13 protein-coding genes and 1 tRNA gene are annotated in these 15,443 nt (G+C 70.4%); 7 read left to right on the top strand and 7 right to left on the bottom strand.

Annotated features, from left to right (window positions below; translation table 11 throughout):
* Positions 1-91 precede the first annotated feature (91 nt).
* The 5 genes from V5F53_RS03500 to V5F53_RS03480 are packed head-to-tail and all read left to right on the top strand — an operon-like array spanning position 92 to position 4,068.
* A complete protein-coding gene (locus V5F53_RS03500; protein ID WP_393997841.1) occupies positions 92-751 on the top strand; it encodes a hypothetical protein in 660 nt (219 codons plus the stop codon).
* Positions 752-765: 14 nt separating this feature from the next.
* Entirely contained in the window at positions 766-1,338 is a 573-nt protein-coding gene (locus V5F53_RS03495; RefSeq protein WP_393997840.1) for a flavoprotein, read from the top strand.
* A 3-nt stretch (positions 1,339-1,341) separates the two neighbouring features.
* Complete coding sequence (locus tag V5F53_RS03490; protein ID WP_393997839.1) at positions 1,342-2,784, top strand: DUF6513 domain-containing protein; 1,443 nt, start codon at positions 1,342-1,344, stop codon at positions 2,782-2,784.
* A complete protein-coding gene (locus V5F53_RS03485; RefSeq protein WP_393997838.1) occupies positions 2,777-3,337 on the top strand; it encodes a DUF447 domain-containing protein in 561 nt (186 codons plus the stop codon). Before V5F53_RS03490 ends, V5F53_RS03485 begins: the two co-directional genes overlap by 8 nt.
* The gene (locus tag V5F53_RS03480; protein ID WP_393997837.1) at positions 3,334-4,068 is read left to right on the top strand and encodes a (5-formylfuran-3-yl)methyl phosphate synthase; all 735 of its coding nucleotides are present in this window, start codon (positions 3,334-3,336) and stop codon (positions 4,066-4,068) included. The genes V5F53_RS03485 and V5F53_RS03480 overlap by 4 nt, the downstream gene beginning before the upstream one ends.
* A gap of 783 nt (positions 4,069-4,851) precedes the next feature.
* Here V5F53_RS03480 and V5F53_RS03475 read toward each other — a convergent pair.
* The 5 genes from V5F53_RS03475 to mgtE all read right to left on the bottom strand — a co-directional run bounded on the left by V5F53_RS03475 (position 4,852) and on the right by mgtE (position 11,365).
* The gene (locus tag V5F53_RS03475) at positions 4,852-5,925 is read right to left on the bottom strand and encodes an NAD(P)H-dependent flavin oxidoreductase (protein WP_393997836.1); all 1,074 of its coding nucleotides are present in this window, start codon (positions 5,923-5,925) and stop codon (positions 4,852-4,854) included.
* A gap of 110 nt (positions 5,926-6,035) precedes the next feature.
* Positions 6,036-6,416: a 4a-hydroxytetrahydrobiopterin dehydratase gene (locus V5F53_RS03470; RefSeq protein ID WP_393997835.1), complete on the bottom strand. Its 381-nt coding sequence runs from the start codon at positions 6,414-6,416 to the stop codon at positions 6,036-6,038.
* Positions 6,417-6,441: 25 nt separating this feature from the next.
* A complete protein-coding gene (gene folD / locus V5F53_RS03465) occupies positions 6,442-7,314 on the bottom strand; it encodes a bifunctional methylenetetrahydrofolate dehydrogenase/methenyltetrahydrofolate cyclohydrolase FolD (protein WP_393997889.1) in 873 nt (290 codons plus the stop codon).
* A gap of 283 nt (positions 7,315-7,597) precedes the next feature.
* Positions 7,598-9,772: a putative bifunctional diguanylate cyclase/phosphodiesterase gene (locus V5F53_RS03460; RefSeq protein WP_393997834.1), complete on the bottom strand. Its 2,175-nt coding sequence runs from the start codon at positions 9,770-9,772 to the stop codon at positions 7,598-7,600.
* 177 nt (positions 9,773-9,949) lie between these two features.
* Positions 9,950-11,365 (bottom strand): magnesium transporter, encoded by a 1,416-nt coding sequence (mgtE, locus tag V5F53_RS03455; protein WP_393997833.1) that lies wholly within the window; start codon positions 11,363-11,365, stop codon positions 9,950-9,952.
* Positions 11,366-11,633: 268 nt separating this feature from the next.
* Here mgtE and V5F53_RS03450 point away from each other — a divergent pair, with 268 nt between their 5' ends.
* The gene (locus V5F53_RS03450) at positions 11,634-12,425 is read left to right on the top strand and encodes a polysaccharide deacetylase family protein (RefSeq protein ID WP_393997832.1); all 792 of its coding nucleotides are present in this window, start codon (positions 11,634-11,636) and stop codon (positions 12,423-12,425) included.
* 169 nt (positions 12,426-12,594) lie between these two features.
* Here V5F53_RS03450 and V5F53_RS03445 read toward each other — a convergent pair.
* A tRNA-Leu gene (locus V5F53_RS03445) sits at positions 12,595-12,679 on the bottom strand.
* A 326-nt stretch (positions 12,680-13,005) separates the two neighbouring features.
* On the opposite strand from V5F53_RS03445, the gene lipB reads away from it, so the two are divergent.
* On the top strand, positions 13,006-13,731 hold the full coding sequence (gene lipB / locus V5F53_RS03440; protein WP_393997831.1) for a lipoyl(octanoyl) transferase LipB: 726 nt from the start codon (positions 13,006-13,008) through the stop codon (positions 13,729-13,731).
* A gap of 51 nt (positions 13,732-13,782) precedes the next feature.
* Here the strand turns inward: lipB and gatB are convergent, their stop codons facing one another.
* Positions 13,783-15,261 (bottom strand): Asp-tRNA(Asn)/Glu-tRNA(Gln) amidotransferase subunit GatB, encoded by a 1,479-nt coding sequence (gene gatB / locus V5F53_RS03435; RefSeq protein WP_393997830.1) that lies wholly within the window; start codon positions 15,259-15,261, stop codon positions 13,783-13,785.
* Positions 15,262-15,443: the final 182 nt, after the last annotated feature.

The raw sequence follows: 15,443 nt of genomic DNA, 5'->3' as shown, positions 1-15,443 counted from the left end.
CCGTGGTAGGCCTGCGCCGCGCGGGCCACCCGGTCCGGGACGGATCACACCCTTTCATTATCATGACTCCAACCGGCGAACGGATGCGACCTTGAGCCCTCTCCCCCCCTCCCCACATGCGGACGCCCCGCCGGCGCTGGTGGCGAAGCTGGGCGGCAGCCTCACGCGGCAGGGCCCGCCCCGGGCGCTGCTGGCCCGGCTGGCGCCCCTGCCCGGGCTGGTGCTGGTGCCGGGCGGCGGCGGCTTCGCCGACCTGGTGCGCGAGGCCCAGCCGCGCCTGGGCCTGAGCGATGGTGCCGCCCATCGCATGGCCATCCTCGCCATGGAGCAGACCGCCCATCTCCTCCACGACCTGGCGCCCGTGCTGCGCCCGGCCCGCACCCTGGCGGGCCTCGCCGCCACCGGCCCCGGCGCGGCGCTGTGGTTTCCCGCCGCCCTGGTGATCGGCCATCCCGGCATCGCGGAGAGCTGGGACGTCACCTCCGACAGCCTCGCCCTGTGGCTGGCGCGCCAGCTCGCCGCGCCGCGCCTGCTGCTGGTGAAGGCGGCGGGTGTGGCCGCTCCGCCGCCCACCGGGACCCGGGCGGAGGATGTTTCCGCCTGGAGCCGCCTTGGCCTGGTGGACGGGGCCTTCGAGGCCATGGCGCTCGGCTATGAAGGCGATATTGTGCTGGCCGCCGCGGACGACACGTCCACCCTCGACACCGTCCTGGCCCCTCTTGACGCGGCGGGCAGGACCCACGAACCCTGAAGGCCGAAGGCCCGATGACCAAAGTGACCAATCCCCGCTGGGCCTGGGCCCTGACGGGTTCCGGCCATTTCTTCACCGAGAGCATGGAGATCATCCGCGCCCTCGGCGACGTGGACCTCTTCATCTCCGCCGCCGCCGCCGAAGTGCTGCGCATGTACCGCCAGGACAAGGAACCGCTGCCGGACACCGTCCACATCTACCGCGACGACAGCGCCTCTTCCGCCTCTGTCGGTCGCTTCTACCATGGCGAGTACCACACTCTGGTGGTGTCCCCCGCCACCTCCAACACGGTGGCGAAGGCGGTCTGGGGCATTTCCGATTCGCTCGTCACCAACTGCTTCGCCCAGGCCGGCAAGTGCCGGGTGCCCTGCATCGTGTTCGCCTGCGACAGCGCGCCGGAACTCATCACCATGGCGCCGGAAGGCCCGGTGCCGGTCTACCCGCGCCGCATCGACCTGGAGAATACCAGCCGGCTCAAGGCGTTCGAGGCGACGGTGGTGGCCGAGAGCCTGGCCGAGCTGCAGGCCGCCATCGCCAGCCGCCGGGCGGAACTCGCCGCCGCCGGCGACTCCACCCCGGCCCGCTGAGCCATGGCCGGGCCTGGGGCCGAGCGGGTCGCGCTCATCACCGGATCGCTGGCCGAGCCGCGCATCGCCCGCATCGCCGAGGCGATCGCCGACGCGGCGTTGCAGCCGGTGGTCATCAACATCGGCGTGAAGGTGGCGGCGCTGATGACCACCGAGATCGTGGAACGCCGCCTGAAGCTGCCCGACGGCGTCGACCGGGTGGTGATGCCGGGCCGCTTCCGCGGCGATCTCGACCGGCTGGCGGCGCGCTTCGGTCTCCCCTTCGCCCGCGGGCCGGAGGAAGCGGCGGACCTGCCGGACTATTTCGGCAAGGGCCGGCGGGCGGTGGACCTCTCCCGCCAGGATGTGATGCTGTTCGCCGAGATCGTGGACGCCACCCGCCTCTCGGTGCCCGAGCTGCTGGAGCGCGCCCGGCGGCTGCGCGCCGACGGCGCCGACGTGATCGACCTCGGCGCCCTGCCGGATGCCCCCTTCCCACACCTGGAGGAGAGCATCGGCGCCCTGAAGGCCGACGGATTCCGGGTCAGTGTCGATTCCTTCGATCCGGCCGAACTGTCCCGCGCCACCCGCGCCGGGGCCGACTTCCTGCTCTCCCTCAACGAGACCAATCTCGACATCGCGAAGGACGGGCCAGCGGTGCCGGTGCTGGTGCCGGCCAAGCCGGGCGATCTGGCCTCGCTCATCCGGGCGGTGGAGGTGTGCGAGGCGTCGGGCCAGGCGTTCCTGGCCGATCCCATCCTCGACCCCATCCACTTCGGCTTCGCCGGCTCGCTGGTGCGCTATGCGGAACTCCGGCGGCTGAAGCCGGACATCCCCATCCTCATGGGCATCGGCAACGTCACCGAACTGACCGACGCCGACACCACCGGCATCAACGCCCTTCTCATGGGCGTCATCTCCGAGCTGCGCCTCGACGCGGTGCTGGCGGTTCAGGTGAGCCCCCATTGCCGCACCGCCGTGCGCGAATTCGACCGGGCCCGGCGCGAATTCTTCGCCGCCCGCGAGGCGCGGTCCCTGCCGCAGGGCTTCGGCGGCGGGCTGATGGCGCTGCGCGACCGCAAGCCCTTCACCACCACCCCGCAGGAGGTGGCGCGACTGGCCGGCGAGGTGACCGACAAGGCGTTTCGCATCGAGGTGACGCAGGACGGCATCCACGCCTACAACCGCGAGGGCCACCATGTGGCGCGGGAGCCATTCGGCCTGTTTCCCCATCTGAAGGTGGACGGCGACGGCGCCCACGCCTTCTATCTCGGCGTGGAGACGGCGCGGGCGGAAATCGCCTACCGCCTCGGCAAGCGCTACGCCCAGGACGAGCCCCTGCGCTGGGGCGTCGCGGGCGAGACCGGCGGCCAGGTGGACGACGCCCACAAGTTGACTTTCAAGGACGCGGGATCGACCCTCTCCGCCAAGAAGAAGGCCGCATCGAAAGGCGAAGCACGTGATTAGGGAGACCATCGTCACCACGGCCTCGCCGGATGGCGCGCCGCACGTGGCGCCCATGGGCGCGAGCGTGCTGGAGGACGGCTATCTGCTGCTGCCGTTCCGTCCCTCCCGGACCCTCGACAACCTCCTGGCCACCCGAACGGGGGTCATCAACTACACCGACGATGCCCGCGTCTTCGCCGGCTGCGTCACTGGCCATCGGCGCGACTGGCCGACCGTTCCCGCCGGCGCCAGCGTCCGCCTCGCCGACACCCTGGCCCATGCGGAGTTCACGGTGGAGCGGGTGGAGGAGGATGCCGTTCGCCCCCGCCTGTTCTGCCAGGTGGTGCGGGAGGAAAGCCACCGCCTGTTCCACGGCCTCAACCGCGCCGTCGCCGCCGTGGTGGAAGGCGCGGTGCTGGTGTCGCGCCTCCACATGCTCCCGCGCGAACAGGTCGAACGGGAGATGGCGCACCTCGCCATCGCCGTCGAGAAGACCGCCGGCCCCGACGAGCGCGAGGCCTGGAGCTGGCTGCTGGCGGCGGTGGAGGCCCACCGCATCGAGGCTGCATCATGAGCGCGCCCGGCTTCCTCGCCTCCGTGGCTGATTTAACCGAGATGAGCACCGCGCTCGCCTTCGGCGTGGACATCGTGGACCTGAAGAATCCCGCCGAAGGGGCGCTCGGCGCCTGGCCGCCGGCGCTGCTGGAACAAGCGGTGGAGCTCTGGCGCGCGCTTGGAGACCGGCCGGAGGCGCACAGGCCGAACCTCAGCGCCACGGTGGGCGATCAGCCGCTCGACGCCGCGACCCTCGCGGACGCCGCCGCGCGCACCGCCGCCACCGGCGTGCCGCTGGTGAAGATCGGCTTCGCCCTGCCACCGCAGGGGACTGCGGCCGCCCTGGCGCCCTGCCTCGCGGCCCTGGCACCGCTGGCCCGCCGCACCCGCCTCATCGCCGTGCTGTTCGCCGATCAGGGGCCCGACCTCGCGCACATTCCCGCCTTTGCGCGCGCTGGCTTCGCCGGGGTGATGCTGGACACCGCTGACAAGGCGGCCGGCGGCCTGCGTCGCCATCTCGATACGGCGACCCTCGCGCGCTTCGTGGCGCTGGCGCGCCAGAACGGCCTGATGACCGGCCTCGCCGGCTCCCTGGCGGTGGCGGACATTCCACCGCTGGCGGCCCTGCGCCCGGACTATCTGGGCTTTCGCGGCGCCCTGTGCGCCGAGGGTCGCACCGGCGCGCTCGATCCGGAGCGCCTCGCGGCGGTGGCACGCGCCCTTCACCTTGGGGAAACAGTGCCCGCCTGAGAGGGCATGGCCCACGCCCACTCGGCCGCGCGATGGCCCCCCCGACCGGCAACCCGCAACAGGTGCTGCCAAGGCGGCCCCACGCGCACCCGTGGCGTCGCCGGGGCCTGTCCTGCGGACCGGCAAGGGCAAACTTCCCCTTGCATGGCACACCTCCACACGGCAACCGAGCATACTCCCGCCCCAGCACAAGACGCCGATCACGCACGCGGGCACTCCCGCCGCCGCCGGTCTGTGGCGGACGAGGCCGTGGCGCAGCCCGCGCTCACTCACGGGGAAGGAAGGCCACGGCGATCGACCTGCGTGCCGGGGCCCGACGACCCGCGGCGATCAGCCCCGCGCCTGACCATAGGCCTCAATCCCTGGGTCTCCACCACAAGAACGGCCCTTGCTTTTGACCCGCCATGACCGCGCCCCGAGCGCCACGCCGTCGGGCGGACAGCGCCCGGATGCTCTGCGGCGATCGGCCAAGCTGAACCTAGGCCTGACCTTGGGCCTGACCTTGGGCCTGACCCTGGGCCTGACCATGGCCATAGTCCCTGGACTCGAGCACGAGAACGGTCCGGCTCGGCCCCACTTCGGCCACCGCCCGGAGCGCCAAGCCGCCGGGCAGGCAGGCTCGGGCAGCGGTAGAGCCGCGTGGCGCCCGGCGGGCTTGCCACCGTGTCGTCGGGGCTTGGGTGGCGGCCGGCGCAGTGCGGGTGAAAGAGAACAGGATGCCCCTTCCACCCTCGCCCGATGCCGCCTGACGTGGCGCACAAAAGAGGTGCGGCGCAGGCGCCCTCAGCGCACCACCAGCGCCGCCCGGGCCGCAGCGTATTCCCGCATCAGGAGGTCGCACAGCTCGGCGGCCGGCAGCGCCCGGGCCAGCGGGGCGCCCTGGCCGGCCCATTGGGCGCCGAAGCCGGTGTTCCCCGCCGCCTTGGCGGCCGCATTCAACGCCTTGCCGGCATCATAGGCCACCGGATAGGCGGCGCGCGGCGTGTGCAGTGTGGCGGCGAGCGCCGTGAACGCATTGGCAAGGCAACGGGCCGGACGGCCGGAGATGGCATCGGTGAGCACGGTGTGATGGGCGGCGGCGCTGAACAGGGCGGCACGGTGACCGGCGTCCGCCGCGCTCTCCGGACAGCCGATGAAAGCGGTGCCGAGTTGGGCGGCGGCGGCGCCGCTGGCAAGGGCAGCGGCGATTCCGCCGCCGGTCATGATGCCGCCGGCCGCGATGACGGGAATGCCAAGCTCCCGCGCCAACACCTGCGCCAGCGCCAGGGTGGAGAGCCGGTCGTCGGGGGCATCGGGGTCGAACTGGCCGCGATGGCCGCCGGCCTCGTGGCCTTGCGCCACCACCGCGTCGATGCCGGCGGCTTCCACGGCGCGCCCCTCAGCCAGGCTGGTGGCGCTCGCCAGCAGCACCGCCCCGGCCGCCTTCAACCGGCCGATGACCGTCGCCGGGGGCAGGCCGAAATGAAAGCTCACCACCGCCGGCCGCTCCGCAACCAGCATGTCGGCCATGGCGGGATCGGCAAGAAAGCTGGTGTAGATCTCATGGATGGCCGGCGGCGGGGTCGCGCCGAAACGGGCGAAGGCCGGCGCGAGCGCCTCCAGCCAAGCCGCCTCGCGGACCGCGTCCCGGATTGCCGGCGCGTGGCAGAATACATTGACGTTGAAGGGCTTGTCGGTGAGCGCCCGGGTCGCGGCGATCATCCGCCGCCCGGCCTCCGCATCGACGGCGCCGAGGGCGATGGAACCGAGCCCGCCCGCCGATGCCACCGCCGCCGCCAGGGCCGGCGTCGAGGTGCCCGCCATGGGCGCCTGGATCAGCGGAATGCTCATGCCGAGGCGGTGGAGCAGCGAGGTCATGGACGGGTCTCCCGGGTGCTTTTCACCCTTCATAGGCCCGCCGCCGGGAGGCGGTCCAGTGCCGGCCCGTCCCGCCACAGCGGGAGAGGGCTTGCGCACCGGAGCCAACCTCAGTCGTACTTGATGTAGGCGAAGCGCAGGTCGTGAGCGGGCGTGCCCTCGAGCGGGGCATCCTCGACGGCGCCGGGTTGCCAGCCCACCACCTCCTCGATCTTCTGCGCCAAGGCGAAGTCGCGCACCGTGATGCCCTTGGCGTCGTGGGACATCAGGCGCACCTCCACCCAGGCGTAGGAGGCGGTGAGGTCGGGATGGTGCCACGCCGCCTCGGCAAGGTGGCCCACCGCGTTGATCACCATCAGCGTGCCCTTCCAGCTGTTGGTGCGATAGGTGCGGCGAATCCAGCCATCCTCAAGGCGCCAGTGCGGCAGGTCCGCCTTCAGCCGCGCCTCGATCTCCTCCGGAGTGAACGTCTTCTTGCGATCGATGCTCATGACGCGGCTCCCTTCCCTGGCGGGCTCAAAGGCCGTTCTGGCGGCGCGTCGCCGTCAGCGTGTTCTGCAGCAGGCAGGCGATGGTCATGGGACCGACACCGCCCGGCACCGGCGTGATGAGGCCGGCGATGCCCTGCGCCTCGCCATAGGCGACATCCCCCACCAGGCGAGTCTTGCCGTCTTCCCTGGGCACGCGGTTGATGCCCACGTCGATCACCGTGGCGCCGGGCTTGATCCAGTCGCCCCGGATCATCTCCGGCCGGCCCACCGCCGCCACCAGAATGTCCGCCTGCCGGCACTCTCCCGGCAAGTCACGGGTGCGCGAATGGGCGATGGTGACGGTGCAGTCCTCCTTCAGCAGCAACTGGGCGGCGGGCTTGCCGACAATGTTGGAGCGCCCCACCACCACCACCTTCATCCCCGCGAGCGATCCCAGATGATGCTTGAGCAGCATCACGCAGCCGAGCGGCGTGCACGGCACCAGCGCGTCGAGGCCGACGGCCAGGCGGCCGGCGTTCACCACATGGAAGCCGTCCACGTCCTTGGCCGGGTCGATGGCGGCCAGCACCTTGGTGGAATCGATGTGGCCCGGCAGCGGCAGTTGCACCAGGATGCCGTTGACCGCCGGATCGGCGTTCAGCTTCGCCACCAGCGCCAGCAGGTCGGCCTCGGCGGTGTCCGCCGGCAGCTTGTGCTCGAACGAGGCCATGCCGGCTTCCAGGGTCTGGGCCGCCTTGTTGCGCACATAGACCTGGCTCGCCGGGTCCTCGCCCACCAGCACCACCGCGAGGCCGGGGGTGATGCCGCGATCACGGCCAAGCGCGATCACCTCCTCGGCGATGCGGGCACGCAGGTTGGCGGCAAAGGCTTTTCCATCAATGGGCTTGGTTTCGATCACGGACAAGATCCCGTCATTTTGGCGCCGACAAGGGCAAACGCTGGCACGGTGCCGGGGCGGGCGAGCCCCGCTCCGATCCGGTGGTGGGAAAGGGCAGGCCCGCGAGGCCCACGCGCCAGGGCGAGGGGCCGGACCATGCGCACGATGGCCCGCGTTCTTGGACGGCCGCCGCGCGGACGCAAGACAAAACCGGCGCCGGCCAGCCCAGAAGCGAAGCTCGACGCCTTATACAGAAAATAATTTTCTTTAAAAGAAATTCATGACGCCATCCGCGCGGGGGAAGTCACACCCCTGCGCCCCCTGGCCCGGCCGCGGCGGCATCGCCGGGACCGTCGGCGCCGCCGTCCGCGCCACGGCGCGCCGACGGCGCCTCGCCCAGGCGCTGGCGCTCCAGCATCTTCACCGCCGCCTCCAGCGGCAGCGGCGGCGCGAACAGGTAGCCCTGGGCATGGTGGGCACCGAAGGCGCGCAGGAAGCGCAGCTGCTCGCGCGTCTCCACCCCCTCCGCCGTCACCGTCACCCCCAGGGACTGTCCGAGCCGCACCACATATTCCACGATCGAGGCGGCGTCGCGCTGCTGGCCCAGGTTCATGATGAACGAGCGGTCCACCTTGATCTTGGTGATGGGGTAGCGCCGCACATGCACCAGCGAGGCGTGGCCGGTGCCGAAATCGTCCAGGGCAAGGCGGATGCCGGTCTCCCGCAGCCGCTTGAGCGCCAGGGCCGCGCCCGTGCCGGGATCGATGATGGCGCTCTCGGTGATCTCCAACTCCAGCCGGTTCGGATCGAACCCAGTCGCCCGCAAGGTGGCCTGGACATCGTCGGCGATGCCGGCCGTGCGCAGATTGATGGGCGACAGGTTGACCGACAGCGTCACCCCCGGCAGAAGCCGGGCATCGGCGCAGGCGCGCCGCAGCACATAGGCGTCGATGCGGGTGATGAGGCGCGAACGCTCGGCCACCGGCACGAATTCGCCCGGCAGCAGGCGTCCGCGCTTGGGATGATCCCACCGCACCAGGGCTTCGAAGCCGATGACGCGCTCGCTCTCCACATCCACCTGGGGCTGGTAGAGCACCGTCAGCTCGCTGCGCTCCAGCGCGGTGAGCAACTCCTGCTCGGTGCGCCGGCGGCGCAGCTGCTCCTGCTCGAAGGCGGGCTCGAAATCGCGGAAGATGCCGCCGCCATCCGACTTGGCCCGATACAGGGCGATATCGGCGAGCCGCATCAGCTCGGCCGAGGAGACGGCGTCCTTCGGCGCCCGCGCCGCGCCCATGGACGCGCCCACGCGCAGCTCCGCCGCGTCCAGCTGGACCGGAATGCTGAGCACGCCATAGAGACTGGCCACCAGGCTGCTGAATTCCGCCTCGGTCTCGTAATGGGCGAACAGCACGAACTCGTCGCCGCCGATGCGCGCCACCACCCCGCGATCGCCCAGGCAGCCGCGCATGCGCCGGCCCACCACCTTCAGCAGTTCGTCGCCCACGGCGTGCCCATGGGTGTCGTTGACGCCCTTGAAGCCGTCGAGGTCCACGAACACCACCGCGAACAGCGGAGTGCGCAGCGGCGCCTTGAGGGTCTGGTCGAGCAGGGTGATGAAATAGCTGCGACTGGCAAGCTCGGTCAGCTGATCCTGGTTGACCAGGGCGCGGGCGCGGGCCTCGCTCTCCCGCAGCGCCGCCGCCAGCCGGCGGGCGCGCAGCATCAGCACGAAAAAGATGAGGGAGGCGAGGGTTGCGATGACGAGCAGCAGAGGCATCGCCGCCAGCATCAGATAGGTCGCGGGCCGGTCGCTGCGCCATGTCAGCAGCAGGTCCGTGCCGTCATAAAGGTTCTGCAGGCCCAGCTCGCTGCGCCCGTGGCCGGTGTTGCGCTCGGCGACGGTGATGGCGCCGCCGTCGATGGCCGAGGAGCGCGCCAGGGAGGCCAGCAGGGGCGCGTCCAGCACGTCCGCCGCCACCGCCACCAGGGGCTGGGCCTGGCTTACCGCGGGACTCTGCTGATGGAAGGCGTAGGCGACCAGCAGCACGCCCTCGCCGTCGCCCACCGAAAGGCCGGCGCGTCCTTCCCCCGGCGGGACCCCGCGCAATTGCTCCAGGAGCCGGCCCACTGCCGGCTTCAGCGCGCGGCCCGCCGCGCCCATGCCGAGCTGCCCGTTTTCCGAGGCATAGAGCGGCTTGCCCTCGGCATCGATCACATAGACGTATTCGAGCCCCGCGCCCTCGCGCAGCCGCCTGCCGAATCGCCGGTGCAGTTCATCGAGGTCGCCGCGCGCGAGGTAGGCAAGCACATCGCGTTCCGCGAGCGCGCCAGACAGCGCGTCCGTCATGGCCCGTTCGCGATCGATGATGGAGGACTTGACCGCCTCCGCTTCCCGGGCGGCGATGCTCCGGTCGTAGTGCAGGATGGCATAGCCGAGCGCCGCCACCGAAGCGGTAAACAACAGCAGAAGGGCGACCACCCCGAAGACTAGAGATCGATGCGTTCTCGCATCCTTTCGCGGTGGAATGGTCAATCTCCCTGACACAACTGATCCGATACGGCGCAACCCGCTTCACCGATGATGCGCGCGTAGGTGCATGATCGACAGTTTCAATCTCCTTGCAAGCGATTAGGGGTACCCCGGGAGGAAAATCCCCTAGCCGCCGGAGAACCACCAGCTGGCGAGGCCCAGGAAGGCCAGGAAGCCGACGCAGTCGGTCACCATGGTCACGAACACCCCGGAGGCCACCGCCGGATCGAGCCGCAGGCGGGAGATGCCGAGCGGAATGAGAATGCCGAACAGTCCGGCCGCCGCCATGTTCATCACCAGCGCCGCCGAGATCACCACGCCCAGGTGGATGTTCACGAACCACAGGGCGGCGATGCCGCCGAGCAGGCAGGCCAGCGTGGCGCCGTTGAACAGGCCCACCAGCAGCTCGCGGGAGACAATGCGGCGGGCGTTGCGGGTGGACAGGTCCTTGGTGGCCAGCGCCCGCACCGCCACCGTCATGGTCTGGGTGCCGGCATTGCCGCCCATGGAGGCGACGATGGGCATCAGCACCGCCAGCGCCACCATCTTCTCGATGGTCGCCTCGAACAGCGAGATGATGGAGGCCGAAACGAACGCCGTGCCCAGGTTGACCACCAGCCACGGCAGCCGGCTGCGGGCGGTATAGGCCACCGTGTCGGACAGTTCCTCGTCGGAACCGACGCCGGCCAGGGCGCGCAGGTCCTCGTCCGCCTCCTCCTGGATCACGTCCACCACGTCGTCGATGGTCATGACGCCCACGAGCCGTCCCGCGTCGTCCACCACCGGGGCGGAGACGAGGTTGTAGTGCTCGAACTGGCGCGCCACTTCCTCCTGGTCCTCGGTGGCCTTCACCACCTGGGCGTGCTCGGTCTTCACCGCGGTGATCAGCACCTGCCGGCGTGTGCGCAGCAGCCGGTCGAGGGGCACGGCGCCCACCAGGCGATAGGCCGGGTCCACCACGAACACCTCGTAGAAGGTCTCGGGCAGGCCGGGGGTCTCGCGCATGTAGTCGATGGTGCGTCCCACCGTCCAGAACGGCGGCACGGCGATGAACTCGGTCTGCATGCGCCGGCCGGCGCTCTCCTCCGGGTAGTCGAGGGAGCGCAGCAGGGCCACCCGCTCCGGCGCCGGCATGTGCTCCAGGATGGCGGCCACGTCCTCTTCGGACAGGTCCTCCAGGATGTAGACCGCGTCGTCGGAATCAAGGCCGCGCATGCCCCGCGCCACGGTCTGCGGCGACAGGCCGTGCAGGATCTGCACGCGGATGGTCTCGTCCAGCTCGGTCAGGGCGGTGAAGTCGAAGCCGTCGCCCGACAGCTCGATCAGCCGCCGCCGCTCGTCCCCCTCCAGGGCTTCCAGCAGGTCGCCCATGTCCGCTTCATGCAGGCTGGAGGTCAGCCCCTTCAGCCGCTCCACGTCGCGCTCGCCGATGGCGGCGATCACCGAATCGCGGAATGCATCGGCGATGTTGCCCGCCTCGTCGCGCACCACGGGCAGGTGATCGGCGCGCTCGGCGTCGGCGGGATCGTGATCCTCGCGCATGGCTGCTCCCGGTCCGGACGAATGGGGGGGGTGAACGCCCGCGACCAGGCGCGCCCGGACCAGCCGGCGGCATCCTTGGAGCGAAGCGCTGTTCTGCCTCTAGAGTGCCTGGCCGGTTTAGGGAAGCGGCAAACACCGCAGCGTTCCGAACAACGTGCAACAAAGACGCGGCGAGACGCGTTTGCAACACCTTCATTTCGCCCCGACGGCGCCCTATGTCCCCGCCCCACCGCCACACGGCGCGGACACAGGCAGGGAAAACCGCATCATGGCTTCAAGGTTCCGGCCCGTCACCGGGCTGCTGACGGCGCTGCTCCTGGGCGCGCCGGGCGCAGCCGCCCTGGCGGCGCCCTGCCCCGGCCGGCCCGACGCGCTGGGCACCGAGCGGGTGATGGAGATCGCCCCCAAGGGGGTGCGGGTGGGCACCAAATCCTTCCCCGGCACCTTGCCGCTGGCCCCGCGCGAGGTGGTGCTCACGTTCGACGACGGCCCCTGGCCGAAGACCACCCCCGCCATTCTCGACGCCCTGAAGGCCGAATGCGTGCGGGCCACCTTCTTCCTGATCGGCGACAATGCGACGGCACGGCCAGCCCTGGTGCGCCGGACCCTGGCCGAGGGCCACACCGTGGCCCACCATTCCATGACCCATCCCGCCGCCACCCTGGCCAAGCTGCCGTTCGACGCGGCGGTGGCCGAGATCCGCAAGGGCATCGCCGCCGACGAGGCCGCCGCCTATGGCGCCAACGGCCCGACGCCGCGGGTGCCGTTCTTCCGCTTCCCCGGCTTCGCCTCCACACCGGAGTTGCTGGCCTTCCTCGACGCCGAGGGCATCGCCGTGTTCGGCGCCGATTTCTGGGCCAGCGACTGGAACGTGATGACGCCGGAGCAGCAATTGGAACTGGTGCTGAAGCGGCTCGACGCGGCCGGGGGCGGAATCGTGCTGTTCCACGACACCAAGGCCCAGACGGCGGCGATGATTCCCGCCTTCCTCTCCGCCTTGAAAGAGCGTGGCTACAAAGTGGTGCACATGGTGCCGGCACAAGGTGGCGCGGCGCGCTGACGGCGCGCACGGCCGCCCACCGGCTGGAGCCGGAGCCAGGGTCCGCGGCGATGATGCCGCCGCCTGACCCGGCCACGAGAAATCCTGACCCAAGCCTTGCCCCAGCGCACGAAAAAGGCCGGCCCGGAGTTTTCCGGGACCGGCCTTTTTCGTGGGCAAATCAATCACCTGGTGCGGACGAGAGGACTCGAACCTCCACGGGTCTCCCCACTAGCACCTCAAGCTAGCGCGTCTACCAATTCCGCCACGACCGCAGTCAGGGATGGCACCGCCGGGACCCTTTCGAGGGGGCCGCTTCCGGCGGGGAGCCATCGTCTAACAGATCGACCCGGGTGCCACAAGAGCTTCATGATCCGGCAGGCCGAACGCCCCGCAGCCTGTGGATGACGCAGCCTGAACGCGGCCTGCGGCAAGGCTTTTCCAGAGACGGAGCCGCAGGCCCGTCCGGACCGGCGCGGCGCGCGCGGCGGCGCGCCGCCGGTCCGACGATGGGAATCAGCACGGCGCGGGCAGCGGCGCTCCGGCCGCCGGGCGGAAATGACTCTGGACGGGGCGCGCGGATGGTTTATGCCCTCGCGCCATGTCCGCACCCGCCTCACCTTCCATTCCCCGCGCCACCCTGGACGCCACCTTCCTGCCCCGCGAGGCCGCGAATCCGCCGGTGGCCTGGATGGTCAGCCCCGGACTGGTGCCCTATCCGCTCGCGCTGGCCGCCATGGAGGCCCGTGTCGCCGCCATCGCCGATGGCACCGCCGGCGAGGCGGTGTGGCTGCTGGAGCATCCCCCGCTCTACACGGCCGGCACCAGTGCCCGGCCCGAGGACCTCACCGATCCGCGCTTCCCGGTGTTCGAGACCGGGCGCGGCGGGCAGTTCACCTATCATGGCCCCGGCCAGCGGGTGGCCTATGTGATGCTGGACCTGCACCGGCGGGCGCCCGACGTGCGGCGCTATGTCAGCGCGCTGGAAGCCTGGCTGATCGGCACGCTCTCGGCGTTCAACGTCACCGGCGAGCGGCGCGAGGACCGGGTGGGCGTGTGGGTGCGCCGCCATGGTGACGAGGACAAGGTGGCCGCCATCGGCATCCGCGTGCGACGCTGGGTGACGTTCCACGGCGTCTCTCTGAACGTGGAACCGGACCTCACCCATTTCGGCGGCATCGTGCCGTGCGGCGTGCGCGAGCACGGCGTGACCAGCCTCGCCGACCTCGGCCTGCCGGTGAGCCTGCCGGAGGTGGATGCGGTGATGCGGGTGGCGTTCGAGGAGGTGTTCGGCCCGACCGTGCTGGCAGACCCGCCGGCGCTGTGAGCCGGCCCCGATCACGACCGGCGCCGCGCGGAGGCGGCGCCGGCGCGGGGATCAGATCCCGAGCTTAGCCTTCAGGATGTCGTTGAGCGCCTGGGGATTGGCCTTGCCGCCGGAGGCCTTCATGGCCTGGCCCACGAACCAGCCGAGCATGGTGGGCTTGGCCTGCACCTGGGCCACCTTGTCCGGGTTCTTGGCGATGATCTCATCCACCACCTTCTCGATGGCGCCGGTGTCGGTCACCTGCTTCAGGCCGCGCGCGTCCACCACCACGCGGGGATCGCCGCCCTCGGTGAAGATGATCTCGAACAGGTCCTTGGCGATCTTGGAGGAGATGGTCTTCTCCGCGATCAGGTCGAGGATCGCACCGATCTGCTCCGGCGACACCGGAGAGGTGGTGACGTCCTTGCCCTCCTTGTTCAAGCGGCCAAACAGTTCGTTGATGATGAAGTTGGCGGCCGCCTTGCCGTCGCGCCCCCGGGCGACCTGCTCGAAATAGTCGGCGGTTTCGCGCTCGGCCACCAGCACCCCCGCGTCATAGGGGGAGAGGCCGTAATCGGCGATGAAGCGCGCCTTCTTCTCGTCCGGCAGTTCCGGCAGATGCTGCTTGAGGTCGTCCACGAAGGCCGGCTTGAGGTCGAGCGGCAGCAGGTCGGGGTCGGGGAAATAGCGGTAGTCGTGCGCCTCCTCCTTGGAGCGCATGGAACGCGTCTCGCCCTTGTTGGGGTCGAACAGGCGCGTTTCCTGGTCGATGGCGCCGCCATCCTCAAGGATCTCGATCTGGCGGCGGGCCTCCACCTCGATGGCCTGCCCGATGAAGCGGATGGAATTGACGTTCTTGATCTCGCAGCGGGTGCCCAGCGGCCCGCCCGGCCGGCGCACGGACACGTTCACGTCGGCGCGCAGGTTGCCCTTTTCCATGTCGCCGTCGCAGGTGCCGAGATAGCGCAGGATGGTGCGCAGCTTGGTCACATAGGCCTTCGCCTCCTCGGAGGAGCGCAGGTCCGGCCGCGACACGATCTCCATCAGCGCCACGCCGGAGCGGTTGAGGTCGACGAAGCTCTGGGTGGGCGACAGGTCGTGGATGGACTTGCCGGCGTCCTGCTCCAGGTGCAGGCGCTCGATGCCGACCGCGATGCTCTCGCCGTCGGTCAGGTCCACGATCACCTCACCCTCGCCCACGATGGGATACTTGAACTGGCTGATCTGATAGCCCTGGGGCAGATCGGGATAGAAATAATTCTTCCGGTCGAATACCGAGTGCAGGTTGATCTGCGCCTTGAGGCCGAGCCCGGTGCGCACCGCCTGGGCCACGCATTCCTTGTTGATGACCGGCAGCATGCCGGGCATGGCCGCATCCACCAGCGAGACATGGTCGTTGGGCTCGCCGCCGAAGGCGGTGGCGGCGCCGGAGAAAAGCTTGGCGTTGGAGGCGACCTGGGCATGTACCTCCATGCCGATCACCACCTCCCAGTCGCCGGTGGCGCCGGCAATGAGCTTCTTGGCGTCGGCGGGGCGCGTGTGAACCGTCATCGTCGTCCTAGTCCGTGTCGCGGCGGTGCCGCATTCATCTTGTTTTCCCCTACTCCGCGAGTTGGCGTCGTGGCAACCATCGCGACGTCGCGGCCGGAGCGGATCCTTGAAATGGGGACGCGGCCACGGCGGCGCGAGAGGCGCCACCCCCGTCGCCTTCCGAATGGCGGCATGCCGCCGAC

This window comes from Xanthobacter cornucopiae, from assembly GCF_043195065.2.
In the GTDB taxonomy this organism is placed as follows: Bacteria; Pseudomonadota; Alphaproteobacteria; order Rhizobiales; family Xanthobacteraceae; genus Xanthobacter.
The sequence above is the reverse complement of the archived record's forward strand: the minus strand, read 5'-3'. Positions and strand labels throughout refer to the sequence as shown.

Coding starts and splice junctions, on each gene's coding strand:
- V5F53_RS03495 (WP_393997840.1), top strand. CDS start 766: ATGACCAAAGTGACCAATCCCCGCTGGGCCTGGGCCCTGACGGGTTCC.
- V5F53_RS03490 (WP_393997839.1), top strand. CDS start 1,342: ATGGCCGGGCCTGGGGCCGAGCGGGTCGCGCTCATCACCGGATCGCTG.
- V5F53_RS03480 (WP_393997837.1), top strand. CDS start 3,334: ATGAGCGCGCCCGGCTTCCTCGCCTCCGTGGCTGATTTAACCGAGATG.
- V5F53_RS03475 (WP_393997836.1), bottom strand. CDS start 5,925: ATGACCTCGCTGCTCCACCGCCTCGGCATGAGCATTCCGCTGATCCAG.
- V5F53_RS03470 (WP_393997835.1), bottom strand. CDS start 6,416: ATGAGCATCGATCGCAAGAAGACGTTCACTCCGGAGGAGATCGAGGCG.
- mgtE (WP_393997833.1), bottom strand. CDS start 11,365: ATGCGCGAGGATCACGATCCCGCCGACGCCGAGCGCGCCGATCACCTG.
- V5F53_RS03450 (WP_393997832.1), top strand. CDS start 11,634: ATGGCTTCAAGGTTCCGGCCCGTCACCGGGCTGCTGACGGCGCTGCTC.
- lipB (WP_393997831.1), top strand. CDS start 13,006: ATGTCCGCACCCGCCTCACCTTCCATTCCCCGCGCCACCCTGGACGCC.
- gatB (WP_393997830.1), bottom strand. CDS start 15,261: ATGACGGTTCACACGCGCCCCGCCGACGCCAAGAAGCTCATTGCCGGC.